General features: G+C 70.1%; 17 protein-coding genes and 1 pseudogene. 3 read left to right on the forward strand and 15 right to left on the reverse strand.

Annotation, left to right across the window (positions count from 1 at the left end; translation table 11 throughout):
- Nucleotides 1-29 precede the first annotated feature (29 nt).
- The 14 genes from G4D85_RS30090 to map form a co-directional block, all read right to left on the reverse strand.
- Complete coding sequence (locus G4D85_RS30090; protein WP_164017480.1) at nucleotides 30-3,221, reverse strand: TonB-dependent receptor; 3,192 nt, start codon at nucleotides 3,219-3,221, stop codon at nucleotides 30-32.
- Nucleotides 3,222-3,447: 226 nt separating this feature from the next.
- The gene (locus G4D85_RS30095) at nucleotides 3,448-5,226 is read right to left on the reverse strand and encodes a GMC oxidoreductase (protein ID WP_164017481.1); all 1,779 of its coding nucleotides are present in this window, start codon (nucleotides 5,224-5,226) and stop codon (nucleotides 3,448-3,450) included.
- Between the two features lie 12 nt (nucleotides 5,227-5,238).
- Nucleotides 5,239-7,461: a patatin-like phospholipase family protein gene (locus tag G4D85_RS30100; protein ID WP_164017482.1), complete on the reverse strand. Its 2,223-nt coding sequence runs from the start codon at nucleotides 7,459-7,461 to the stop codon at nucleotides 5,239-5,241.
- A gap of 73 nt (nucleotides 7,462-7,534) precedes the next feature.
- On the reverse strand, nucleotides 7,535-8,092 hold the full coding sequence (locus tag G4D85_RS30105) for a hypothetical protein (RefSeq protein WP_164017483.1): 558 nt from the start codon (nucleotides 8,090-8,092) through the stop codon (nucleotides 7,535-7,537).
- Nucleotides 8,089-9,072 (reverse strand): acetoacetate decarboxylase family protein, encoded by a 984-nt coding sequence (locus tag G4D85_RS30110; protein ID WP_164017484.1) that lies wholly within the window; start codon nucleotides 9,070-9,072, stop codon nucleotides 8,089-8,091. Before G4D85_RS30110 ends, G4D85_RS30105 begins: the two co-directional genes overlap by 4 nt.
- A gap of 11 nt (nucleotides 9,073-9,083) precedes the next feature.
- Nucleotides 9,084-10,133, reverse strand: a complete 1,050-nt coding sequence (locus G4D85_RS30115) for an alpha/beta hydrolase family protein (RefSeq protein WP_164017485.1) — start codon at nucleotides 10,131-10,133, stop codon at nucleotides 9,084-9,086.
- 87 nt (nucleotides 10,134-10,220) lie between these two features.
- A complete protein-coding gene (gene sitI6 / locus G4D85_RS30120; protein WP_164017486.1) occupies nucleotides 10,221-10,943 on the reverse strand; it encodes a SitI6 family double-CXXCG motif immunity protein in 723 nt (240 codons plus the stop codon).
- A gap of 13 nt (nucleotides 10,944-10,956) precedes the next feature.
- Entirely contained in the window at nucleotides 10,957-11,610 is a 654-nt protein-coding gene (gene sitA6 / locus G4D85_RS30125) for a SitA6 family polymorphic toxin lipoprotein (protein WP_164017692.1), read from the reverse strand.
- A 21-nt stretch (nucleotides 11,611-11,631) separates the two neighbouring features.
- Nucleotides 11,632-12,552 carry a hypothetical protein gene (locus G4D85_RS30130; RefSeq protein WP_164017487.1) on the reverse strand — a complete coding sequence of 307 codons (921 nt, stop codon included), beginning with the start codon at nucleotides 12,550-12,552 and terminating at the stop codon, nucleotides 11,632-11,634.
- Nucleotides 12,549-14,306 carry a hypothetical protein gene (locus G4D85_RS30135; protein ID WP_164017488.1) on the reverse strand — a complete coding sequence of 586 codons (1,758 nt, stop codon included), beginning with the start codon at nucleotides 14,304-14,306 and terminating at the stop codon, nucleotides 12,549-12,551. Before G4D85_RS30135 ends, G4D85_RS30130 begins: the two co-directional genes overlap by 4 nt.
- Nucleotides 14,303-14,959 carry a hypothetical protein gene (locus G4D85_RS30140; protein WP_164017489.1) on the reverse strand — a complete coding sequence of 219 codons (657 nt, stop codon included), beginning with the start codon at nucleotides 14,957-14,959 and terminating at the stop codon, nucleotides 14,303-14,305. The genes G4D85_RS30135 and G4D85_RS30140 overlap by 4 nt, the downstream gene beginning before the upstream one ends.
- Before the next feature lie 290 nt (nucleotides 14,960-15,249).
- Nucleotides 15,250-17,661, reverse strand: coding sequence for an ABC transporter permease (locus G4D85_RS30145; RefSeq protein ID WP_164017490.1), 2,412 nt, complete (start codon nucleotides 17,659-17,661; stop codon nucleotides 15,250-15,252).
- A gap of 207 nt (nucleotides 17,662-17,868) precedes the next feature.
- The gene (locus tag G4D85_RS30150) at nucleotides 17,869-18,537 is read right to left on the reverse strand and encodes a DUF2231 domain-containing protein (RefSeq protein ID WP_205525782.1); all 669 of its coding nucleotides are present in this window, start codon (nucleotides 18,535-18,537) and stop codon (nucleotides 17,869-17,871) included.
- A gap of 377 nt (nucleotides 18,538-18,914) precedes the next feature.
- A complete protein-coding gene (gene map, locus G4D85_RS30155) occupies nucleotides 18,915-19,739 on the reverse strand; it encodes a type I methionyl aminopeptidase (RefSeq protein ID WP_164017492.1) in 825 nt (274 codons plus the stop codon).
- 301 nt (nucleotides 19,740-20,040) lie between these two features.
- Between map and G4D85_RS30160 the strand changes: the two genes are divergently transcribed.
- Nucleotides 20,041-20,319, forward strand: coding sequence for a LysR family transcriptional regulator (locus tag G4D85_RS30160; protein ID WP_164017493.1), 279 nt, complete (start codon nucleotides 20,041-20,043; stop codon nucleotides 20,317-20,319).
- A 464-nt stretch (nucleotides 20,320-20,783) separates the two neighbouring features.
- A pseudogene (locus G4D85_RS50840) lies at nucleotides 20,784-20,927 on the forward strand (helix-turn-helix domain-containing protein); the annotation flags it as partial.
- A gap of 38 nt (nucleotides 20,928-20,965) precedes the next feature.
- Here G4D85_RS50840 and G4D85_RS50390 read toward each other — a convergent pair.
- Nucleotides 20,966-21,094, reverse strand: a complete 129-nt coding sequence (locus G4D85_RS50390; protein ID WP_275900325.1) for a hypothetical protein — start codon at nucleotides 21,092-21,094, stop codon at nucleotides 20,966-20,968.
- Nucleotides 21,095-22,417: 1,323 nt separating this feature from the next.
- Here G4D85_RS50390 and G4D85_RS30170 point away from each other — a divergent pair.
- Nucleotides 22,418-24,352, forward strand: coding sequence for a TonB-dependent receptor (locus G4D85_RS30170; RefSeq protein WP_275900326.1), 1,935 nt, complete (start codon nucleotides 22,418-22,420; stop codon nucleotides 24,350-24,352).
- Nucleotides 24,353-24,376 lie beyond the last annotated feature (24 nt).

The following is a 24,376-nucleotide window of genomic DNA, read 5'->3' on the forward strand; positions in this document are numbered from 1 at the left end:
CATCGGAAGGTGTCCTTTCGAGCGCGGGGCTAGAAGCTCAGCTTCGCGCCGAAGCGGATGGAGCGCGGCGCCTGGTACGCCGTGGGGCGCTTGAAGTTGGGGTTGATGTCGGACTGGCGGATGCGCGGCAGCCGCGTCCCGTCGGGGAGCACGGTGTACTCAGTCTCCGCGATGGGGACGACCCGGCAGTCGGGGTTGTACGCGTCGAGGCACGCCGACAGGTCCGCCTGCTTGCCGCCCTGCTCGATGGCGTACACGCGGTTGAGCGCCAGCGTCTGGTCCACGGCGGTGACCTGCTGGAAGTTGAAGAGGTTGAACACGTCCATGGACAGGCTCAGCGTGTAGTCCTTCGCCAGCTTCTGGCTGAAGCCCACGTGGGTGTCGAGGTTGTGCACCCAGGGCAGCCGACCGGCGCTGCCGCGCGGGAGGATGAACGTCTCCGAGCCGCTGCGGCGCGGGTGCAGGCCCAGGTAGTTGAGCGGCGTGCCCGAGCGGCTCCGGTAGCCACCACCCACGTTGAAGCTGGTGGTGCTCGTCAGCGCGAACTCGCGCGCGCCGAAGGCCTTGAACGAGTGCGTGCGGTCGCCGGGCAGCGGGCCCTCGCGGTTGGTGGTGAGCGACAGCAGGTCGAAGTCGCGCGTCAGGTTGGGCGACAGCTGCCCGGTGTCCGCACGGAACAGGCCAGAGTAGTTGCCGCGCAGCTTGGACCACGTGTAGCTGGCCTGGGCCAGCCAGCCGTTGGAGAAGGCCTTCTGGTAGTACAGGTTCACCGCGTCGTAGTTGCGGCGGGCGAGCGGGAAGTCCGACGAGAAGCCCTTGCCCGGGTTGCCCAGGAAGAACGTGTTGCCGTCGTCCCGGCTCATGTCCTCGATGACGTCATTGAGCACGCGCCGCGTGTACGTGAGGCCGACGCGGCCGAGCTTCAAGTCGTACTCGCCGCCCAACATGATTTCATCCGCGGACTGCGCGCGGATGTCCGGGTCCACCGGCACGCGGTCTCCGCCCTGGGCATCCCACGTCTGGTTGGGGCCCTCGCTGGCGTTGCCCAGGCGCTGGCGGTTGGGCGTCGTGCAGCCCGTCAGCAGGGACTCGCGGTCGCTCGGGTTGCAGGCCGGCGCGGCGTAGGTGGCGGACAGCAGCTGCTGCTGCGGGAAGGACAGGTCCGCCAGGTCCAGGGGGACGTTTTCGTAGAAGCGCGCGTAGTTGACGAACAGCTTGGAGCGCCCCTGCTGGGTGAAGTCGTAGATGGCGCCGATGCGCGGCGACCACTGGTTGGGCAGGTGCAGGCCCACCTGGTCGTCCAGGCCGTAGATGGTCTGCACGTCGTAGCGCAGACCCACGTTCACCGTCACCTTGTCGAACACGGACCAGCTGTCCTGGAGGAAGCCGCCCACCGTCACCGACGAGGACGTGCCCTCCTTGCTGGCGAGGAACACCGGCGTGTCCGGGGTGGACAGGTAGCCGTACTCGTTGAGGCTGAACCAGCAGGCGCCGCTCGTGCACTCCTGCCAGGGGGTGCGGCCGGTGCGCGCGCGGTTGTTGTAGAAGCTGGTGCGCTCCGCGTCGAAGCCGGCCTTGAAGATGTGGTGGCCGAGCGCCTGCAGGAGGTACGTGCCCATCACCTTGCCCTGCACGCGGTCCAGCTCCTGCTCGCTGATGGTGCCGGGGCCGCCCGTGGAATAGGAGGTGACGGGGCAGCGGGTGCCCTGCTCCAGCGGCGTGGTGCCGCAGACGGACGGGTCGGGCAGCGTCTCGAACTCGGTGATGGAGTGCGGCGCCGGGTTGCGGTTGCGCGTCCAGCTCAGGCGGGACTGCCCGGCCAGGCCGTCGCTGGAGCCCAGCGCCGAGCCGTCCGACGGCAGGATGGAGTCGGCCTGGTGGTGCCAGCCCAGCGTGGCATCCACGAGGAACTTCTTGTCGAAGAACGACGAGGACTGCTTCGCGACGATGTCCATGACGCTGTTGGAGCGCCGCGTGGCGATGGACTCGTAGGCGCCCTGGACGAAGCCGGTGCAGGACAGGCCCACGCACACCTCGGGGTCTCCGTCGCGGCTGAAGGAGTACTTGCCGGTGCCGCCGGAGGAGCGCGGCGTGCCGAACACGGACACCGACAGGTTGTGGTCGGGGTTGAAGAGGTACGTCAGCTTGGTCATGTACTGCACGCTGCGCTCGTCCGCGAAGCGGCGCGTCTGGGTGCCTTCAATCGGCGTCACCACGTTGAAGCCGGTGGTCGGGTCCCTGCGGCGCGCATTCACCGCCGTGCAGCCGTTCGCCGGGTCCACCGCATCGCAGATTTCGTACGCGCTGAGCTGCCGGTCCACCTGGATGCGGTTGAAGGACGGCGCCACGCCCACGTAGAACCAGAGCTTGTCCTTGATGATGGGGCCGCCCAGGTCGAAGCCGAAGTCGCCCTGGTTCCACGGGCTGCCCTTGGCGGAGATGACGCTGCCCTCCTGGCGGATTTCCGTCCCCGAGCGCTGGAGCGTGCCCGGCGCCATGTTGGCGAAGACGGAGCCGTGGAACTCGTTGGAGCCGGACTTGGTGACGACGTTGAGGACGCCGCCGGTGGAGCGGCCGTACTCGGGCATGTAGCCGCCGGTGATGACGTTGACCTCCTGGACGAACTCCACCGACAGCGGCGTGCCCAGCGTGCCCACGCTCGGGTCATTCACGGACAGGCCGTCCACCACGTACTGGCTCTCCGGCGAGGAGCTGCCGCTGACGCTCACCCCGTAGCGGTCCTCCGTGGCGCCCGGGGCCAGCTCGGCCAGCGACTCGAAGGAGCGCGACGCGGAGCCCTTGGAGCCCGGGCGGATGACGGCGATGTTGCGGATGAAGTCCGCGTCCACGTTCAGGCCCGCGGTGTTGGAGCCCACGTCCACCGTGGGGGGCGCGGCCGTGATTGAAATCGTCTCGCCCAGCGACGTGGGCAGCAGCTGGATGTTGACGCGCACCGTGCGGTCCAGCCGCAGGACGATGTCGCTGCGCACGAAGGGCTCGTACCCGTCCCGCTCCACGCGCACCGTGTAGGTGCCCGACGGAAGCTGCGGCAGGCGGTACTGGCCGCTGGCGTCCGACACGACGGTCTGCTCCCCCTGGAGCTGCGGGGACGTGGCCGTCACCACCGCGTCCGCGAGCGGCTTCTGGTCGGCGGCATTGGAGACGGTTCCGGTGATGACCGAGGTGCGCTGGGCGAACGCCCCGGCGCTCCATAGCAACATCGCGAGACACAGCCCGCGAGCAAGACCTGCGCGTGTAGACAAAGCTGACTCCCCTCCAAGGAAACTGAAGGCGCACTCTGTCTCAAATCGCGAGAAAGCAACAATGCTGAAAATAGTGGGCGCGACTGCTTGCAGCCGGGGACGGACCGAGGGCGGAAGGAACGTTCGTTCCAGCCACCCTCGTCCCGGGCGGGGAGGCAGTGCGGTCCTCTTCCCGCGACGCGAATCAGGCGGGAGGCACGGCCTCGGGCGTGGGTGCCTCCACGTCCCCCCGGGCATGGGCCGTGGGGACGGAGCGCGAGCGCCCCGCGAGGAGGTGCTCGGCGAACCGGTCCGCGAGCGCGGCGATGGTGAGGCTGGGATTGGGTCCGGTAGGCCCTGGCATCACCGCGCCGTCGGCCACGTAGAGGCCTGGGTGGCCGAAGACCTCGCCGTTCGCATCCACGACGCCCTCTTCGGGCGCGCGGCCCATGGGGCAGCCCCCGAGCGGGTGCACGGTGATGACGCGGCTGAAGAGGCCGAGCGGGTTGTGCACCAGCTTCCCCTCGAGCGACTTCGCGATGTCCTTCATGGACTGCTTCACCCGGCGGAAGTACTCGCTGGAGTCCTTCATGCGCCAGTCGATGTCCAGCATCCCCTCTTTCGTCAGTTCCATGTGGCCGTTGGGGATGTCCCGGCCCATGGCGAGCAGCGGCAGGGACGTGGCCGAGCCCGTGCAGTCACCGAGCACATTGGCAATCTCCTCGCTCACGTCGGAGTCGCGAATGAGGCCCAGCCAGCCCATGGCGAGGCGGCCCGCCAGGCGCGCGCCGCGCTTGAAGAGGGCGAGCTGGTCGGCGCCCTCGTACAGCCAGTTGAGGAACTCCGGGTAGCCGGCGTCCTCCACGTAGTAGCCGCGTCCGGTGCCGCCCTCCTCCTCGCCCCGGAAGTGGAGGGCGCTGGTGATGACGGGCCCGAAGCCGCCGTCCAGTACGCGAGGCCGCCGCGTGCCGGAGGCGCTGTCCATGCACTTGAGCAGGAAGCCCAGCAGGTCCCCGTTGCCACAGAAGCGCGTACCCAGCTTCGCGCTGAGCGCCGGGAAGTGCTCCTTGTTCTTCAGCAGCAGGAACGTGGTGCCGAAGGTGCCGGCGGACAGCACCAGCCGGTCCGCGGTCAGCGTCACCCGGGGCAGCAGCTCGGAGGAGACTTCCGGCCGCTCGCCCTCGCGCGCCTCCGAGTGGTCCACGTACTGCACCACGAAGCCGCCGCCGTCCCCGGGCCAGAAGGACTTCACCTCGGCGCGGGTGCGCAGCTCGGCGCCGTGGCGCTTCGCGGCGGACAGGTACGTGTAGTCGAGCGTGTTCTTGCTTCCGAAGTTGCACCCGATGTCGCACTCCCCGCACAGCCGGCAGGTGGTGCGCGTGCGGCCATGGAGGTTGGGGTGCGCCTCGCGGATTGGCTCGCCCGGCACGGGCGTGTCTCCGGGGTTGCCGAAGGTGACGGCCAGCGGAGGGAGCTGCCAGTCCGCGCTCCGGCCCAGCCGCTCGGCGGCGAGCTTCATGGCGAGCGTCTTGGCGGTGGAGGAGTAGGGCGCGTGCTCCAGCGGGTAGCGCTGCACTGCCATCATCCGCTCCACCTCGTCGTAGTGCGGGTCCAGGTCCTCGCGGGTGACGGGCCAGGACTCGTAGCCGCCGTTGCCCAGGTCCTCGTGGATGAAGGTCTTCTCGTCCTTGCGCAGCAGCACGTTGGCATAGATGAGCGAGCCCCCGCCCAGCCCGGCGGACACGACGCCGCCCAGGCCCTTGAAGGACCAGAGGTTGAACAGGCCGTACATGCCCTCGCTCGGGTCCCAGAAGTTCCGGCGCATGCCGTAGGGACTTCGAGGGAAGGAGCCGGGCGGATACGCCCTGCCCCGCTCCAGCAGGCAGACTCGCAGCCCCGCCTCCGCCAGCCGGTACGCCATCACCGAGCCGCCGAAGCCCGAGCCCACGATGATGGCGTCGTAGTGCGCCTTGACCGCGTCCATGACGTCCTCCCCTCAGACTGGCGCCGGTGTGTCGTTGGTGCGCTCCGGAGCGTCCGCGGCCGGCGGCTCGGGAGCCTCCTTCCGCGCGCGCGGCGCGTAGAGGTCCCAGAGGGTGCCGAGGAAGAACTTGCCGAAGCGGCCCACGGCCCTCACGCCCTCGATGCCCTCCCGGGCCGAGCGCATGCTGGCGATGAGCTTGAGCAACTGGCCCACGCCGAGCTTCAGCACGCCCGAGCCCACCACGGGGCCTCGCGCGTCCGGGCCCTCATGGAGCTGCGAGTACAGCCGCGTGGTGTCCCGCCACAGGTCCGGGCCCCGGTCGTCGTGGATGGTCTTCGTGCCCTCCAGGTAGTACTCCTTCCCGTTCGCCTCGAAGCGCAGCCCGTAGGACATGATTCGGGTGTTCGGGTCGTCACCCGCGCGGAAGAGGTTGAAGCTGCCCTGGCGCACGGGGAGGTCCTCGCCGAAGGGCGGGTAGCTGACGTGGGCCACCAGGCGGGCGGCGTGGCTGTCGTCGCGGACGAAGGCATCCATGTCATCCACGCTGATGGTGCAGTGCATGGTGAAGGGCGTCTCCCTGCCCTGGTGGGCGCCGGCCACGGGGTCGGTGACGCCCATGGACAGGGGGCCGGACATGGTTTCGCGGAAGGTCAGGTCGGGAGCGGGTTCGGTCATCTGCGTCATCTCCGGGGTGAGGGGAAGTCCCTGGTCGCCGGCCACCGCGAGGTAGCGCCAGGCGTCCGAGTAGCCCATGTCGATGAGCGAGGCGGCGGTGATGTGCCCCGCGTAGAAGTCCGGGTCCAGCGGCAGCGGGCGCTCGGGCTTGATGAGGTGGACGGCGATGGGCTCGCGGTGCCCCATCACCTCCTCGCCCGCACGGATGCGCGCGTTGATGTCTTGGAGTTGCTCCAGCTGCGCGAAGAGCGCGCCGTTGGCGCTCATCTCAATCATGTGGACGTACTGCTGGAAGATGCCGCGCTCGTACGTGGGCGTGTTGCCGATGCACCACAGCACCCACAGCTCGTCCGCGCCCCGGCGCACGGCCTCCAGCAGATTCGCGTCCTGAATCCAGACGGAGTCCGTGTACACGGAGCCGTTCTTCCGCACGGGCGGCATGAAGATGGGCAGGGAGATGCCGGCGACGAGCAGGTCGCGGTCCACCTGCGTGTGGGGGATGACCTCGTTCGTCTTCCGGGTGAAGTCGCAGACGTTGAAGGAGCCCTCCATCCCAGCGTGCGCGCGGATGGCGGCCACGTCGATGCCGAGGTGCGGGAAGACGCGCTGGACGATGCCGTCCGCGTCTCCCATGGCCTCCATCTTCCAGGCACGCAGGTACTGCTCGGGGGAGACGAAGGACACGAAGTCCTTCACCCGGAGCGTCCGCCACCGGTCGCACATCTCCTTCGGAGACAGGCCGGACAGCAGCATGGCCAGGTTGATGATGCCGCCCGAGGTGCCGTCGCCGTGCTGGAACGTGAGGCCCGCGTCCTCGAGCGCGCGCAGGGCGCCGGCCTGCCACGCCACGCGCATGCCTCCGCCCGCGAGGATGAGCGAGCGCTTGCGGTGGCTCGCGGCCGCCGACGGCAACGGTGACGCCTGAGAGGGAGGAACCGCGGTCATGGGCGTGCCCGGAACCGACTCTGGCTGGAGCGGACGGGTGTGAGGCGCACCCGCCACGGCGGCGTCCACTGCCGGAAGCGGCCGGGGTCGCCCGGAAGGAGGCATCCCCGCCACGGGAGCGCTCATCCCCAGCGGCTCCGTCACGGCCCCACTCGCCGTGAGGGTCCGGGTGCGGCCGGCCACTTCGGTCCGCTGCTCGCGGCGCAGCACGGCGAGGTAGCCCAGCACGGCCACGCCCGACAGCAGGTCGAAGAGGGACACGGTGAGCGCGAGCGGAGAGAAGACTCCGCGCAGCACGCCCAGCGTCACCGCGCCGAACGCGGCCAGCTTCTGCACGCCTCCCCACAGCACGGCCACGCGATTCTCTCGCGGGCGCCTCAGGCCATGCAGGAGCAGCCCACCGAACAGCACCATGAACATGCCTTCGATGCCGAAGGTGTGGCGACTGGTCGGGTCCGTCCCCGCCTGAAGGAGCGCGAGCATGGCGCCCGGCATGAGCATCATGCCCACACCGCTGACGATGGTGACCCAGGCAATGGCCTGGAGCACCCAGCGCCACTGCCGCTCATGAGCGAGGAGCCAGCGCTCCAGGCGGGTGGACGATGCGGTGCTCATGACGCGACCTCCAGGGGAAACCGTTCCTCATGAGCCCGGAGCCGGTGCCCCAGGCGGGTGCGCGACGCGGCACTCATGACGCGGCCTCCACGGGGCGGCGGCCGGTGCGGAACTCACGTCTGGAGGGAGTGGCACGCTGCCCCGCCAGCACCCGCCGCTCCATTGCCAAGAGCTTGTGGGCGAAGTAGCCCATCATCGCCACCCACTCCGCGGTCCAGATGGCCAGGCGGATGCGGCTCAGGGCCATCCACTCGCGGATGACCACCTGCAGGCGCTCCGGGTCGGTGATGCCGGCGGCCATCTCCCGGTTGTAGGGGAAGATGAGGTTGCGGGTGACGAGCCCCGCGGCGAGCACGCCCAGGAAGACGATGAGCGGATACCAGCGCAGCGCGGTGCGGCGCTCGTACCAGAAGAGCACCACGGCGGAGACCAGCATCACCATCGTCACGGCGGTGAGGACCCGCGTGGCCTCGGTGAGCTGGGGGACGAACTGCAGCCAGTAGTTGTCCACCGTCAGCATGGGGGCGACGGGGAACGAGAACAGGACCAGGGACCAGCCCGTCCCCAGGTACAGCGACGTGCCCAGGAACAGCAGGCCCGCGTTGAACAGGTGGAGCACCTGCCGGCTCATGGCCGGGCCTCCTGCTCGGGCGACTGCTGGTGTACGACTTCCTCCACCAGCTCCTGCTCCATCGTGAGCAGCTCGCCTTCCGGCGCGGCGCTCCCGTCCGCCAGCGCGGGGGCCCCGCCCGGGGGCGGCATGGGCGTCTGGCTCTGCCCCAGGCTCGTCACGCTCTCCAGGCCCTCGGGGTACGTGTCGGCGGGCAGGGTGGGCCGGCTGAGGAACCACGCCTCGAAGTGGTCATCGAGCACGCCGCTCGTCTTCGGGAAGAAGCCGGTGAAGAGGGCGCGCCCGGAGATGTCCAGGTCCTTGAGCGCCTGCACGCGCGGGTGGTCACCGATGACGAACCTCGCCCCGGCACGCCGGCCCAGCCGGAAGCCGAGCTTCCCCCGGAAGTAGATGTAGCTCTTCATCAACATGCCGCGGAACGCGCAGTAGTTGGCCGCCGCCATGCGCAGCGGCAGCCACGCGCGCTTCGGCCGGTCGATTTCGATGCGCACCGCCTGCTTGCCGCCCTCGTCGTAGCGGCTGCTCACCGTGCCATCCTCGATTTTGAAGTCCAGGTTGCCCAGGTGCTTGGGCATGCCCCAGATGCCCTTGCCGCCCTTGACAGAGACCTCCGTGTTGACGGGCAGGTCGAACACGTACTGCCCCAGCCCGTACTTCTTCTGGAACAGGAGCGGCAGCAGCGGATGCGCGGGCCGGGGACCGAAGGTGCAGGCAATCGCGATGCTGAACTCGATGTACGCACCGATGTCGGTGGTGCGGTAGTCGATGACGGTAATCATCAGCACGCCCCTCTTGCGGTTGATGCGGAAGGGGTGCAGCTCATCCCCGGGCAGCAGGCGGGCGGCCTTCTCCGCGTCGATGGAGAAGGCGGCCATCAACGCCGGAGAGTCCTTCGAGTTGATGGGCAGCTCGTAGGGAATGCCGTCGACCCGGGAGAAGCGCCCGGTCAGCTTTTCGATGCGTCTGGGCAGATGGAACATTGCGGGCTCCGTCACACCGGCTTGTCGAGCTCGTCGAGGATGAGGGGGAAGACATCTCGGGAGGCGTCCTGGCCCATGAACATGTCCAGGTGGCCGTAGCCGGGGACCACGTGCAGGGCGTGGTAGCCGGGGCGGAAGCGCTCCAGGTGCTCGAAGCTTCGGCGCTGGCTCTCCGGGAGGAAGCAGCGGTTCTCCGCGCCGGCGAAGAAGACCCAGCGCGCGTCCGTCTGGGGCTCACGCTCGGCGACGTCCGCCGGCAGCGAGGGGAAGTCGTCCACGGGCAGCAGGTGCCCCGCGCGCACGCACTCGGTCATCTGCCGGAAGAAGGAGAGGGGGACCTTGGCGAACTCGTGCTGGAGCCAGTCGTGCGTCTCGGGGTTGAGGTTCTCGTGGCGCCACAGCGTGGGGAAGCCGACGCCGTACGTAAAGCTGACCCAGCGGCAGACGCGGTTGTCGCACTCGTGGTGGAAGGCACCGACGAGCAGGTCGAGCGCCTTCGCGGTGCGCGTGGGGGGGCCGAAGCCCCACTGCGGGTCCAGGTAGGGCGTGAGGCGGGACACGACGGGGATGGCGAGCTTGAGCTTCACCTCCGCCGCGTGGGGAACGACGGGGTGCAGCGTCACCGCGTTGGAGAGGATGACGTCCACCTGGGGCAGCAGGCCGGCGGCGGCGGACATCGCGAAGCTGGTGGAGCCCTGGCAGTGGATGATGGCCTTGACGGAGTCATGGCCTGTCTCGCGCACCACGGTGCGGATGGCGGCCGGGTGGTCATGGACGGCGGCCTGGTCGAGCGTCCACTCACTGGGCTCCACGTCGATGCTCGCGCGCCAGTTCTCCAGCCACACGTCGTAGCCGTCGGCGATGAGCGCATCGACCAGGGTCTGCCGCACGGGCGCGCGGAAGATGTCGGCGCGCACCCCGGCACCATGCACGAGGACCACCGGTCCCCTGGTTGCCTCCTCGTCTCCGTGGACGTGCTTGAGGTTCAGCTCGCGCCCGTCACCGGCGAGAAACGGGACGGTTTCTTCATGGTAGGGCGAGGATGCTGCGGCAGCGGGCATGAGGCGGGCCTCCCACCTCGTACGAGTGAGAGGCTCGCGAATGTGACGCAGTGACGACCCTCCGTGCTCCCCTGCTCCCTGGACTGCTCAGCGTGTGGGCAGCTCGCGGAAGGTGATGCCGTCGAGCTCGAGGCGGCGCACGGCGTCCCTGAAGCGCTCGGTGCCGACTATCACCGTGGCGAAGTTGCCTACCCGGAACAGGTCCAGGTCCGTGGGCAGGGAGGCTGCGTCGAGGATGGGCTCATCCGGGCGGCGGAGCCCGAGCCTGCCGCAGGTGACGCATGGGGAGGGCACGTCCGGTAGGAAGCAGTCCGGGTGGAGCTGGCCGCGAGGTTCCATCTGGGGCTCCAGCAGCTCTGGAGGGTCCTTCTTCCTGAACCGCAACTCTGTCCGGTAGCAGAGAAGGCCCCGCAGGCCTTCTTCCTGGAGACGGTCCAGCGCTTCTCGACGCACCAGCAGCCGCGAAGAGCCGAGCCAGGTGAAGGGTCCAAAATCTCCACGGGCCGTGCCCACCAGGGGTCCGAAGTTGGTACCGGGCGGCAACTTCGCATTCGGAGGCGCCAGGGGACGCACCAGCTCCCGGAGGCGTGCGAACTCGGCGAAAGGCTCGGCCCGCGCCGTCTCGAATTCTCCCCGCTCAGGCAGTTGGGACAGGTCCACCCCGGGATAGTCGTGCCCTGCTCCGCCCCAGGTGACGCCGCAAGTGGGGCATTCCACACCGGGCAGTCCCCACTTATGCGCGGCATTGAAGTCCCCGGTGTACCGGGCTGTTGCCGTCTCGTCCTCAAGGAGCCAGAAGAACCGGGTCATCTATTCGAAGCCCTCAACCTGAATGGGCATTGTATTTCTGGATGGGTCCGCCCAGGAGCTGGAAGCGATAGATGAGCTCCCCAGCATGTTTGAAGATGTCCGCAGGGCTGGCGTCCGGGTTGGCATCTTTGAACCGAATCCAGGCCTTGTTCCACTCTCCCCCACGTTCTCCCCGATGAATCCGCTGATGTACGTCACGCGGAATGGGGAGGGTGTAGTCGTGGATGCGGACTTTCTGGCGCGCGAACCACGTCGCCAGTTCGGACGCCTGAGGGAAGATGTGGTGTTTCTCGAAGCGCCCGGGTCCGAGCTTGGGACGCGGAGGTGGTTCAGGATACCAGGGGATGACGAAGACAGGCTCTGCCCCATTGGGGAGCCTCATCCCGCTGCCCCAGTTCCTTCGAGGACCGCTTCCGGGGGCCGCGGCGGCCACGGGAGGACGGGCGGGCGGGAAACGCGCCAGCTCTACGCCACCGGGCACATCCTCGCAGCGGTAGAAGCCGCACGCGTCGTCACCGCACAGCAGGGTGACGCACTGCCCCCTTCCCGCGTCGGTACATCCGGCCTCCGCTTCCTCCCACTGCTGCTGGTAGGGCGGCGCAACGGTTGAGCACCCCAGCAACGATGCGACGAGCAACGACAGCCCTACAGCTCGGACGGTTGGCATCACCCACCGACCCTACCATCCTCACTCCGCGGCTCGCGGCTCGCGCAGGCCCTCACGGAACAGGGTGAAGACCGCCTGCCCGCAGCGGCCGGACGTGTCCACGCGCGCACGCACCACACGGACCTCGTAGCGGGTGCCACCCAGCGTGAGCGGCACCGTCTCACCAACACTCGCGGCTACGAACCGGGGCGCTGTGCCTCGGGCTCTTGCGTCCTCGAAGCGCAGCCGGACGCCTCGGGTGCGAGCGCCCTGCCCTGCCTCGCAGCCAGCCTCCTCCCAGCGGACCCGCAGCTCCGGGACGAGCCCCGCGGGCAGCAGCACGTCGCCTCCCGGTTCGGTGGGCGCGCTCGGCACCGTGAGCAGCAGCATCTTCCCCTTCTCGTCTCGCAGCGTGTCGACCGCGAGCAGCACCGGCTCTTCACCTTCGCTGGACAGGCAGCCCGCTGGCTCGCGATGGCTCGCCCACGCCACCGTGCGCCCCTTCAGGTCCGCGAGCACGTCCGGCACCGTCAGGCTGTAGCTCACGCCTCCGCGGACCTCGGCCGTCTCGTACTCCAGCACCGAGGCCCACTGGTCCTTGTAGCGGTACGCGCCCCGGAGCTGCCGCGTCACCGTGAAGCGCCGCTCCAGCCGAGGGCCCGTGCGCTGCCCGACTGCGTCCTCCGGTTCCTCCTTGAAGGCCACGTCCACCTGCGCGGCGCGCCACACCTCGTCGCAGGCTCCCACCGTAAGAGCCGGCGCCTCCGTGGCGTGGGCCGGTGCGGGAGTGGACGCCGGGCCCGGGTCCGGCGGCGTGGTGACGGGCCCAACGGGCCGCTCCAGCGCGGACCTCGCCGGGGGCACTGCGGCCGAGCCCGCATCGGGAGCCGTGGCGGCCGGACGCGCCCGGCATCCAGAGAGGCACAGGGCGAGGACGGCCACCTCGCGTACCACCGCCCTCACGGGCACTCGGCGTACAGCACCGTTCCGTCCGCCGACACGTGGAAGTCCCGGCCCTCCACCTGCCCTCGCGAGAGCAATCGCTCCCGCTTGCGGAGCACGGCGTCCCGCCGCACCGCCACCGGCCGCTCCTCATGCGGCACGAACGGCCGGAAGCGCGCCGGCCCGCCCTTGTCGTCCGGGGCGTAGCTCGCCAGCAGCGTGCTCCCCTTCCCCGGCCCCGTGCCGTCATCCCCGTCACCGTCGTCGGAGAAGTCCAGCGCCAGCCAGCTCCACTCATCCACGTCGCAGTCACACGCGCTGCACCCGGGCCAGCCGCAGCCCATGAAGCCGTCGCGGCAGGCGATGCACGCCGCCTTCGGTGACGACTCACACGCCATGCACCCGTTGTCTCCGAACGAGTACGAGTGCCAGCCCGAGTTCCCCACGCCCGAGAGCTGGTAGCGGTAGTTCATCACGCTGTCGTGCACCTCGCTGTACTGGTTCGCCACGTCGTTGCCGTTGTGGTCCAGCGCCAGGTTGTGCCCCAGTTCGTGGATGAAGGTGCCGCGCTGCTCCGCCGCGCTCGGGCTGGCCCAGCACCCCATGCTGATGATGACGTCATTGCCGAGCATCTCCGCCCGTCCCGACGAGCACGACGTGCTGCTCGAGTGCCGGTACGCCCACATCACATAGTGGAAGTACGGCCGCCGCTCCGGGTTCACCGAGGAGAAGCTGCTCTGCTTCAGCGAGTAGAAGTCCACCCCGCCATTGCACGCCCCGTAGCAGACCACCTCGTACCAGGGCAGCGCCCCGTCGATGAAGGCGTGCAGCCTCACTCCCGAGTCCTGGGCGAACACCGCCGCCGCGTCCGCCACCAGCGCCGGGTAGGGCTGCCGCGTGAGGTACGGGTTCGTCGGGTGCTGCATCCAGTCCACCTCCACGTAGAGGTCCCTGACGGAGGGGCTCCCCCACTCGGAGAAGGAGAAGCCGTCGTTGCCGAACAGCTCCAGCGTGTCCGGCACCATGTCCCCGTCCGAGTCCACCTCCTCCGGGTTCAACCCCACGAGCGGCTCCAACGCGTCGGAGAGGCCGTCCTCGTCCCCGTCGTTGTCGTCGAACACCGTGGACCACAGCTCCTCGTCATGGACGAAGCTCGCCGTGCCCGAGCTGCCCGGGTAGCGGCCCACCACCACGCGCTGGGCACCGGCGTTCTGCGCGCTCGCCGCGACGACTCGCGGATAGGCCTTCGGTCCGCTGTCGTCATCGTGCTGCAGGTACTCCGTGTTGGAGCGCAGCAGGAAGAGGAGATGGTCGCCCGCGCCGGGAGTCGTGGACGTGGCGCGGAAGGTCTCCTTCGCCTTCCAGGAGAAGGACACGGGCACGCCGCCGAAGGGCTGGTTCGACAGTTGCAGCGTGCCATTGCGGTACACGCTCGCCGTGCCGCCCCGCCCGTCCCCGTACGCGCGCACCCAGACGCGGTAGTAGCCCGAGTCCGGCGCGGTGAAAGTCACGCACGAGCGCGTGGACCCCGAGCAGTCGTCGCTCATCGCCACCTGACTCCAGCCACTCCTGTCCCGCAGCACGTGCAGCACCGTGTCCGGGGCCGTGCCCGCCAGGTCCCGCGTCTCGAACGTGTAGGACTGGCCGGCGTCCAGGTACGTGCTCAGCCAGATGAAGCTGCCCCAGTCTCGCGAGGCCACGTAGTGCGGCCCGGCCAGCGCGGCGACGGGTGACAGCAGCACCAGCAAATGCAGCGCCCTCATGAACGCCTTCATTGCGTCTCCTCCCGGCCGAAGAACCACTCCTTGAATGCGTCCTGCTGGCGGGCCTGCTCCTCGGAGGGTAGCTCCCGCCACTTCACCCGCTCCGCCTCGAGCGCCTGCTGGTAGCGCGCGTCCGTCTCGCGCGCCCGGGCCTCCGCGGCCGAGGGCTCCGGGGGCGCCGCCAGCTTCGCGGCGAGGTTCAGCGCTGCCAGGTAGCGCCGCTCCTTCTCCGCGCGAGTCCCGGGCGTCGCGTCCAGGAAGGCGCGCTCCGTGCGCGCCACGAGCGCCGCCACATCGTCCACCGGCTCCTCGCGCAGCAGCGCCTCCTCGTCCGGCGTCAGCGGCACCAGCGCCCGGGCCGCGAACCGCGCCAGCCCGGAGTCCTCCGGCCGCGCGCGCGCCACCTCCACCGTCACGCCCCCGCTTCCCCGGGCGAGCTCCACCTGGAGCTTCGGGTCCGGAGCGTCCTTGCGCTCGCCGGAGACAGGCGCCGCCTCGCCCCTAGCAACTGAGGGAGCCACGGGAGGGTCCACGGCTTCCGGACCACTGCGCGTCGGCGTGTCCTCCAGCACCCAGCGGGGCACCAGCAGGGGGACTCCCGCCGCGAGCAGCAGGATGCCCAGCACCGCGCCGCCCACTCCCGACATGTCCACTCGTGCGCGCATGCGTCCCCCGCTCGCTGCACGCAGCTCTAGCGCTATTTCCCTGTCACATCAAACCTCCCGGGGGCAGGTGGGATGCGTCTCGCGTGACACCTCCGTGCCGCGAGTGTCCTCCGCAGCGCCGCGCCCCCTGGCCTCGGGGGTAGTCCCAAGCAACTCGGGTGCGCCGAGCGCCCCGGTGTGAACACTCGCGGTCCTCCGGCCGAGCGGCGACGCGGGCGAGGTGCGGCACTGAGGTGGCTTCGTCACGACCGTACGCTACGGGTGGGCCCTGCGGCGTGGACCCTTCCGTGTCAGGTGTCGCCCTTGAGGGCCTCGTTCGGTGCCACGCGCATGGCGGAGGCCGCAGGGAGCCAGCTCGCCGCCAGGGCCGTGAGTAGCAGCACGGCGGGCGCCCCGATGAAGATGAGCGGGTCATACGTGGAGACGCCGTAGAGCATCGCCGAGAGCGCCCGCGCCACCAGCACGGCGCCCACCAGCCCCACCGCGAGCCCAATGGCGGCGAGCCGCAACCCCTGCCCGACGACCATCCGCAGCAGCCGGGTGGGCGTCGCACCCAGCGCGCTCCGAATCCCCAGCTCGCGGGTGCGCTGGGCCACCCAGAAGGCGAGGATGCCGTAGAGGCCCACCGCCGCCAGCACCATCGCCAGCACCGCGAAGGCGCCGAGGAGCCCACCCACCACGCGCGCCTGGGCGTAGCTGTCCTCCACCACCGTCTCCAGCGGGCGGACCTTGAGCATCCGCAGGTTCGCATCCGTCGCGCGCAATTGCTGGTGCAGCAGGGGCATCAGCTGACCTGCCGGCAGCGTGGACTTCACCGCGAGGCTCAAGCCCTGGCGCAGGTCCTGGGCCAGCGGCACATAGACGTCCCCCGAGGGCACCACCGAGAGCCGCTCCATGGGCACATCCCCGACGACGCCGACGATTTCGTGGCCCTCCGGAGCACCCTCCCCCACGTCCAGTTGGAGGCGAACGCCCAGCGCGCTCCGCCCCGGCAGGTAGCGACGGACGAAGGCCTCGGTGACGACGACCACGCGAGGGCTGCTGGCCGTGTCCCTCGCCTCCGGATAGCGCCCCTCCTTCAAGGGGATGGCCAGCGCCTGGAAGTAGCCGTCCGTGGCGGGCATGTACCCGGCCTGGGCCGAGGCTCCGGTGGGCACCGGCTCCCCCACGACGTGGAAGCCCGTGGTCTGCCGCCAGACGCTCCCCGAGAAGGGAAGATTGGCCGTGAGGCCCGCCGCCGTCACGCCGGGAATCGCCTCGACACGGGCGAGGAAGTCCTGGACGACGGCGGCCGCGGCCGCCTCTCCCGGGTACTTGTCCAGCGGCAGAAAGAGCTCGGCGACGGTGACGTTCCGCGGCTCGAAGCCGAGCGGCACGCTCTGGAGCCGCCACACCGTGCGCAGCATGAGCCCCGCCCCCACCAGCGGCACCATCGCCAACGACAGCTGGACGATGACGAGCACGGACCGGGTGAGGCCCATCGACGTGGCCCGGGTGCCACGCGTCAGGGGCGCCAGCGCCCCCGTGCCCTCTCCGCGCGAGGCGTGGAGCGCGGGCAGCAGGCCCACCAGCACTGCCGTCGCCAGCGACGTCACCGAGGCAATCACCAGGACGAAGGGCTCGACGCCAGGGCCGGACACCAGCTGCGGCGGGACGAGCGTGGCCATCAAGTCCCGCCCCCACAGCGCGATGAGCACCCCGAGGACGCCACCGAGCAGCGCGCGCACTCCGCTCTCGACGAGCACCAGCCGGACCAGCTGCGCCCGGCTCGCGCCCAGCGCGAGGCGCACCGACATCTCGTGCATGCGCGCACTGCCCCGAGCCAACAACAGATTCGCCAGGTTGGCGCACCCGAGCAGCAACAGCAGCGCCGCCACCGCGCTCACCACCTGGAGCTGCGTGCGCGACTGCTCGACCCAGAGCTGGTGGAGGGGCTCCAGGCTCACGCCGGTGATTTCCACGCCGGGCACCCGCTCGGCGCCCAGCGCAAGCTGGACCAGCTCGGCCCGGGCCTGCTCGGGAGGGATGTCCGGATGGAGCCGCCCGAAGACGCGCAGCGCGCCCTGCTCGGTGTCCGGGTCCATCGCCAGCGGCTTCCAGACCTCCACCTCGGGCTCGAACTGGAAGTCCGCGGGCAGGACGCCGACCACGGTGTGGACCTGGTCATCCAGGACGAGGCTTCGCCCGAGGATGGCGGCGTCTCCCCCGTACCGCCGCTGCCACAGCGAATGCGAGAGCACCGCCTCCCGGTCCCTCCCCGCGACTTCGAGCTCCACGCCCCAGAGCCGGCCCAGCGTGGGCCGCACCCCGAGCATCGGCAGGAGTCCTGCGGAGGCCCGGCCCACCGTCAGCCGGTCATCGGCCTCCGTTCCACTGAGCAGCTGCCGTCCACCCTGGAAGCCCTCAATCACGGAGAAGCTTCGCGCGCCCTCACGCCACGCGTTCCACACGGGAAGCACCACGCGCGCCCTGTCCCGGTGGGGCCCCGCCCCGGCGCCCGGCGTGGTCGTCTGGAAGAGCCGGTGGAGCTGGGACGCCTCCGGGTACGGCAGGGGCCGCCAGAGCACCTGATACACGACGCTGAAGACGGACGTGGTCGCGCCGATGGAGAGCGCCAAGGTTGTCACCACGACGGCGGTGAACACCTTCTCGCGCAGCAACGAGCGGACCGCGATTCGGAGTTCCTGGAGGAGTGCGGCCATTCGGGGGCTAAAGCGAGCGGGCAGGCAGGCCTGGGGTGACCTGGAACAGGCACCCCGTGCGTGAGCAACAAGGATGCCATGGCCGCCCGCGCCCGGATGAAGCCGTCCGTCCCAGCGTCACTGGCGGCGAGCCGCCCTGCACTCCGGGGAGGCCTGCCCGGAAGTGGGAACGGCTGTCCCATTCCCGGGCACGCGCGTCGCGGGGACCTACGCCTGCGGCATCGTGTGTCCCGACGTCGGGGACAGCTCGAGTGGCAGCGGCAGGGTGGCGTCCTCGCCCGAGCGGAGTCCCTCGGCGCCGGGAGCCAGCGGCCGCTCACCGGTGAGCAGCTCGCGCGCCCGGGACACCAGCCACTTCACGCCCTGGAGCGCGTCCCGCACCAGCGCCACCGGCGCCCGGGCGGACAGCAGCGGCGGGCCCTTCAGCGTGCCCTGCGGCGCGTCCTCGGGCATCGCGTTGATGCCCACGCCCAGCTCGTAGACCATCTTCCCGCCGAGCGACGCCGTGTAGAGCGCCAGCCCGCACGCGGACAGGCCCAGCACCGCGGTGGTGAGGGTGGGCTCGCGCTTCAGGCGAAAGCCCGTCACGCCCAGGGCACCCAGCAGGACGAGGGTGTTGCCCACCCCGTGCAGGAAGGTCATGTCGCGGGCGCGCGGCGAGTCCACCCGCACCTCCTGGCTGGCCGCGAGTCCGGCGATTCCCGCGAACACTCCGCTCAGCGTGCCCGCCACCCACACCCGGCGGGCCACCTTCGCCCAGGCCCGGTCCCCCGTCGTCACCGCGATGAGGTCCGCCACCGCCGCCGTGGGCAGCAGCGCCAGCGGCGCGTGGACCACCGAGGGGTGCAGCTCATGCAGCAACATCTCTCTCTTCATCGCCCGCCCTCCTGGCTTCGACGTTGAAGGGTAGGCACCCCACTGAGCCACGGCAGGCACGGCTGCCTGCCTGCCCTCGGAGCTTATGGAACCTGAGGGCAGGCCCACGAACTCGACTGCTCCAGCCTCAGCCCCCGGGGAGCAGGCAGAGAGAAGGCCGTGGCGCTCCAGTGTCCTGAGCCCCTCCCGGCTTCAGGACAGGACTCCGAAGAGAGCGGGCCATGGAAGCTTGGGGTGCTCCAGTGTCCTGAGCCACTTCCGGCTTCAGGATGGGGCTCCGAGTCCAGGCACTGAGCTGGCAGGTAGCCCGATGCGCGATGCCCCCTGCAGCGGGCTCGCCTGAAGCCAGCCTCGGAAGAATGAGGCACGCGATGCGCTCAGCCTCCGTGAACTGCTCCCGCTTCCATGACGAGCCTCGGAGTCGGGAGCACGGCAACGGACAGCGGCAGCTCCCTCGCGGTGAGCACCTCGCAGCCCTGGCTGGTGACGAGAATCGTGTGCTCGAACTGGGCGGAGAGGCTCCCGTCCTCCGTCTCCACGGTCCACCCGTCGGGCATCAGACGGATGCCCGGACGCCCGAGGTTCACCATGGGCTCGATGGTGATGACCATGCCCGAGCGCAGCTTGATGCCCGTGCCGCGCTTGCCGGTGTGGGCGACAATGGGAGGCGCGTGCATCTGGTGACCGATGCCGTGGCCGCCGAACTCCTCCACCACGCTGCAGCCCTCCTTGTGCGCCAGCTCCTCGATGGCCGCGCCGATGTCGCCGAGCTTCGCACCGTGGCGCACCACCGCGATGCCCGCGTCGCGGCACCGGCGCGCCACGTCCACGATATGCCTCGCTTCAGCGGACACCTCGCCAATGAGGAACGTGGCCGAGGTGTCTCCGTGGAAGCCGTCCAGGAACGTCGTCACGTCCACGTTGATGATGTCACCCGGGGCAAGGTGCTCGTCCGGGCGGGGGATGCCGTGGCAGACCACCTGGTTGCGGCTGGTGCAGACCGTGGCGGGGAAGCCGTGGAAGCCCAGCTGGCTCGGCTTGCCGCCCCGGCGCGCCGTGTCCTCGCGCACCCACGCGTCGATGTCCGCCGTCGAGATGCCCGGCGCCAGCCGCGATGCGACATACGCCAGCGTACCCGCCGCTGCCTGGCTCGCTCGGCGCAGGCGCTCTACCTCGGAGCCCTTGAACAGGGGAATCGTCATGGCCGACAAGGTGACGTCCCCGCGTCCTTGGCGTCCAATGCTGTTTCGGCATGACAGGTGGCCCGAGCCGACGTGAAGCAGGCGGCCTGGCGTGTACAGGTGTCCTGAGGCTATCGGTGTCAGGTGGCACGGGTATCAGATGGTCCGGGTGTCAGGATGCACGGGTATCAGGTGGTCCGGGTGTCAGGTGGCACGGGGTGTCAGGTTGCCCGGGTGTCAGGTGGCCCCGCGTGCACCGGCCGCCCGGGTGTCAGGTGGCCCCGCGTGTACCGGCCGCCCGGAGCGAGGTAGCATCCAGACCGTGAGCCTCACGCACATCCAGTCCTTCGTCGCCGTGGCCGAGGAATGCCACGTGGGTCGAGCCGCGCGACGGCTGCACCTGACGCAGCCTCCGCTCAGCCGACACATCCTCGCGCTCGAGGACGAGCTCGGCGCTCCGCTCTTCGAGCGGACCGGGCGCGGCATGCGCCTGCTGCCCGCGGGCGAGGCGTTCCTGATTCACGCACGCCGCATTCTCGCCGAGGTCGACGCTGCGGTGCACACAGTGCGAGGCGTCGCGGGTAGCCGCACCGACGGCTGAGCCAGGACGCTCGCATCGGTGACCAATGCGAGGCGTCGCGGATGGCCGCACCGACGGCTGAGCCAGGACGTTCGCGTCGGTGACCGGGCTCCAGCCCGAGCAGGTCGCTGGAGTCCATGCTTCATGGCGCCCGGAACACGCCTGGGCGCGCGCCGCGTCTGACTCGGCTTTCGCCATTCCTGGCGTTCCAAACCGCCTGGCCCACTCCGCGAGGGGTTGCACGTCGAGGGCCACTGCGAACCGCACGCTCCCAGACGGGATGCGCATGCGCTGGGAACAACCCGGGACGTCGCCCCGTGAAGCGCCCCATGTCAGACCCGCCCGGTAGACAGGTTCGGGTGGAAGGAACGTTCGTTCCGCGGCGCCCCCTCTCCCGAAGGGTAGCGCGAAGCGGAAGGACATCTCGTTCGCGGCAGCCAGTCGTCCGAGGGGCGGGGAGGAGCAGGGGTATGGAGCTGCTGGAGATGTTTCACACGGTGGCCCTGCGCGGCGCAGCGAGGCTGCTGGCGCGGCGGGGGTACGACAACGCGCAGGCCTCGGAGCTGGCCCGGGCCATGCACATGTCGGTGGGGGCGATGTACCGGCGTTACGGCAGCAAGCTGGGGCTGGCCCTCGCGGTGCGCGAGTACACCGAGAAGACGCTCTGCTACCAGGCGGAGGTCTCCTTCATGTTGAGCCACGGCAAGCCGGGCGTGGACTTCGCCCAGGCCTTCCTCGACTTCTGGTGGGAGCTGGCCTGGTGGGCGCTGGCGCAGCCGGACTTCTTCGGCTTCACCTTCCTTCACTGGCACGCGCACGAGTATGGGCCGCACTCGCCGCCGGCTCCCGGGCCTCGGGTGGCCGGGGCGCTCATTCCGCAGCAGTCGTCCGGTGGGACGACGCGGGCGCTCGTGCGCGAGGTGCTGGAGAAAGGCGAGCGGGAGGGCGCGCTGCTACGCGGCTGCGTCCAGCTGGGCGAGGGGCTGGTGTGGGGCACGCTGGTGGAACTGGCTCGCAAGGCGCAGCAGGGCGCGCAGGTGGGTAGAGCCGAGGTGCTCGCGTCGGCACGAGCCCTCTGGCGCGCCCTGGGCCGCTCCGAAGACTCCGGGCCAAGAGGCAATGGCACTCCTCCTCCGAGCACAGACGAGCCTTCGCCCGGGATGCCCGGCAGCCTCGCGGCGGCCTCCGCGCCCACGCTGCTGAGCGCAGCTCTGGCCGACTCAGTTCCGGAGGGCGAAGTGCTCCAAGGATTGCTGCAAGCACCGGTGGCCGACTCAGCTCCGGAAGGAGAAGTGCTCCAGGGCTTGCCGCAAACACCGGTGGCCGACTCATGCCCAGAATCACGCCCGGAGGGCGAAGCACCCCAGGTGCTACATGAGGCGCCGGTGGTCGACCTACGTCCTGCGAGCGAAGCACCCCAGACTGTGTTGATGGTGCCGATAGCCGCCGACCCATTTCCCAGCTTCGAGGCAAGCACGGCACCTCGGCGCATCAGCTTGTCGGGGACGGGCAGGGGAGCTTCAGGCGCCGGGCGTCCACGGACGCGCTTCGCCGTGCGCCGTTCAACATGTGACGGTATCGACACCCGCCGCCCTCTTCTTCGAACGTCATCGAGTGCCCACCTCCCCACGCATCCGATAGAGCGGGCTGAATGCCCGGACCGCGCGCGTCGCAACCTCCGTCGGTCACTCCTCCGCGTCCCACGCCGTGCAGAAGGCTCGGCCCGTGGTCCACCCTGCTGGCGCTGTTGCTATCGACGGGCGCTGAAGCACGGTCCTTGGACGGTGGAGCCGGCGGCTTCGTGCCGGTGTCTCTCACGGAGACACCTTCGGAACGTCCCTCGCGGGACCTGCCACTCCAGGCCAGCACGGGGCCCGACGCGGGCATCCTCCAGGAACCGGGGACCTCCTCCGTAGGGGAACACCTCCGTCCTGCCGAGGACGACCCTCCTCTTGCAGAGGAAGACCGACGTCCCGCCGAGGATGTCCCTCCTCTTGCAGGGGAAGACCGACGTCCTGCCGAGAATGACCCTCCTGTTGCAGAGGAAGAGCGTCCTCCCGCCGGGGAAGACAGTCCTCCCGCCGGAACAGTTGTCACGGGGACCCGGCTGCCGAGACCCGTGCGTGACGTGCCCGCCACCACGATGGTGATACCTCGCGAGGAAATCGAGCGCAGTCCCACGCTCACGCAGGACGCCCTCGTGCGCACCCTGCCCTCCGCCGCCACGTTCCGCCGCACGCCCAGCCTCGTCTCCGACCCCACCGCGCAGGGAATCAACCTCCGCGGCCTGGCGCCCTCGGGTGTCGCGCGCAGCCTTGTCCTCCTGGACGGCATTCCCGTGAACGACCCGTTCGGCGGCTGGGTCTTCTGGCGCTCACTTCCCCGGCTCGGCCTCGGCCGCATCGAGGTCGTTCCCAGCGGCGGCTCGGCGCTCTACGGCAGCGCCGCGCTCGGCGGTGTCGTGCAGCTCATCTCCCGCCCCATCCCCGGCCCCAGCCTCGACGCGGACATCGCCTACGGCAATCTGGACACCGGCCTCTTCGCGGCGCGGGGCGCTGACACCTGGGGCCCCATCCGCGCCGCACTGGAGACGGAGCTGCTCACCAGCGACGGCTATCCCCTCGTCGTCGCCTCGCAACGAGGACCCATCGACACGACCACGCCCAGCAACCACGCCGTCATCAATGGCCGCGTGGAGGCGGATGTCTCGGATTCGCTCCTTCTCTCCGCTCGCGCCAGCCTGTTCCGGGAGAACCAGAACGGCGGTACCCGCTCCACCACCGCTCGCGTGGAGCAGGCTCACTTTGGCGCGGGTGTACGGCTGCGTACGGAAGCGCGCGGCACCTTCTCCCTGGACGTCTTCGGCCGCGTGCAGCGCTTCGAGCAGCAGCGCGCGCGCGTGGCGCCGGGCCGCGCAGGCGAGTCGCGCGCCGCCCTCCAGGACGTACCCGCGGATGACCAGGGCGTCTCAGGGGTCTGGACGGGCCCCACCTGGCCAGGCGGCGGCACCCATGTGCTCACCGCCGGCCTGGATGCGCGCCGCGTGGCGGGCACCTCCGAGGAGCGCCTCTTCCCACCCGAGCCCACGCCGGACTCCACCCTCCTGCGCACGGCCGGCGGCAACCAGCTCTCCGGTGGCCTCTTCCTCCAGGACCTCTACACCGTCTCCCCCGCGCTGGAGCTGTCCGCCGCGCTCCGCCTGGACCTGTGGCGCAACACCCAAGGCGAGCAGACAGTGGAGCGTGCCAGCGGCGACGTGGAGACCACCGCCTTCGACGACCGCACCGAGCAGCAGCTCAGCCCGCGACTGGGCCTGCGACTGCGCCCCCTGGAGTGGCTCACCCTGCGCGCCTCCGGCTACCGCGCCTTCCGCGCTCCCACGCTCAACGAGCTGTACCGCCCGTTCCAGGTGGGCACCATCCTCACCGCCGCCAACGCGGCCCTGCGCGCCGAGCGGCTGTGGGGCGCCGAGGCCGGCCTGGAGGCAGAGTCCTCCCAGGGCCTCACCGCGCGCGTCACCGGCTTCTGGAACGTGCTCGATGACCCCATCACCAACGTCACCCTCGCCGAGCCACTGCCAGACGGCGCAACCCGCCAGCGACAGAACCTGGGCCAGGCGCGCGTGCGCGGCGTCGAGACGAGTCTGGACTGGCGCCTGTCACGCCAGTGGACCGCGCTGCTCGCGTACACCTTCGTGGACCCCACCGTCACCCTCGCGCCGGGACAGCCGGAGCTGGTGGGCAAGCAGCTCGCGCAGGACCCCCGACACCGGGGCACGGCCATCGTCACCTTCGACGAGCCGTCCCTCTTCACCGCCACGGTGCAGCTGCGCGTCACCGGCCCGCAATACGAAGATGACCTCAACGAGCGCGGCATGGGTGGCTATGCCCTGGTGGACGTCGCCGCCAGCCGCCGCCTCTTCTGGAAGGTGGACGTCTTCGCCGCGGTGGAGAACCTCTTCGGCCGCGAGTACCTCGCCGGCCGCGCGGGCGTGGACACCCTGGGCCCGCCATTGACGGCACGCGTGGGGCTGCGGCTTCGCGGAGCCCCCTGACGGTCCCTTCAGCGAAGCGTACGC

It is taken from the genome of Pyxidicoccus trucidator, assembly GCF_010894435.1.
GTDB classification, from domain to species: Bacteria; Myxococcota; Myxococcia; order Myxococcales; family Myxococcaceae; genus Myxococcus; species Myxococcus trucidator.

Coding starts and splice junctions, on each gene's coding strand:
- G4D85_RS30090 (WP_164017480.1), bottom strand. CDS start 3,221: ATGTTGCTATGGAGCGCCGGGGCGTTCGCCCAGCGCACCTCGGTCATC.
- G4D85_RS30095 (WP_164017481.1), bottom strand. CDS start 5,226: ATGGACGCGGTCAAGGCGCACTACGACGCCATCATCGTGGGCTCGGGC.
- G4D85_RS30100 (WP_164017482.1), bottom strand. CDS start 7,461: ATGAGCACCGCATCGTCCACCCGCCTGGAGCGCTGGCTCCTCGCTCAT.
- G4D85_RS30105 (WP_164017483.1), bottom strand. CDS start 8,092: ATGAGCCGGCAGGTGCTCCACCTGTTCAACGCGGGCCTGCTGTTCCTG.
- G4D85_RS30110 (WP_164017484.1), bottom strand. CDS start 9,072: ATGTTCCATCTGCCCAGACGCATCGAAAAGCTGACCGGGCGCTTCTCC.
- G4D85_RS30115 (WP_164017485.1), bottom strand. CDS start 10,133: ATGCCCGCTGCCGCAGCATCCTCGCCCTACCATGAAGAAACCGTCCCG.
- sitI6 (WP_164017486.1), bottom strand. CDS start 10,943: ATGACCCGGTTCTTCTGGCTCCTTGAGGACGAGACGGCAACAGCCCGG.
- sitA6 (WP_164017692.1), bottom strand. CDS start 11,610: ATGCCAACCGTCCGAGCTGTAGGGCTGTCGTTGCTCGTCGCATCGTTG.
- G4D85_RS30135 (WP_164017488.1), bottom strand. CDS start 14,306: ATGAAGGCGTTCATGAGGGCGCTGCATTTGCTGGTGCTGCTGTCACCC.
- G4D85_RS30140 (WP_164017489.1), bottom strand. CDS start 14,959: ATGCGCGCACGAGTGGACATGTCGGGAGTGGGCGGCGCGGTGCTGGGC.
- G4D85_RS30145 (WP_164017490.1), bottom strand. CDS start 17,661: ATGGCCGCACTCCTCCAGGAACTCCGAATCGCGGTCCGCTCGTTGCTG.
- G4D85_RS30150 (WP_205525782.1), bottom strand. CDS start 18,537: ATGAAGAGAGAGATGTTGCTGCATGAGCTGCACCCCTCGGTGGTCCAC.
- map (WP_164017492.1), bottom strand. CDS start 19,739: ATGACGATTCCCCTGTTCAAGGGCTCCGAGGTAGAGCGCCTGCGCCGA.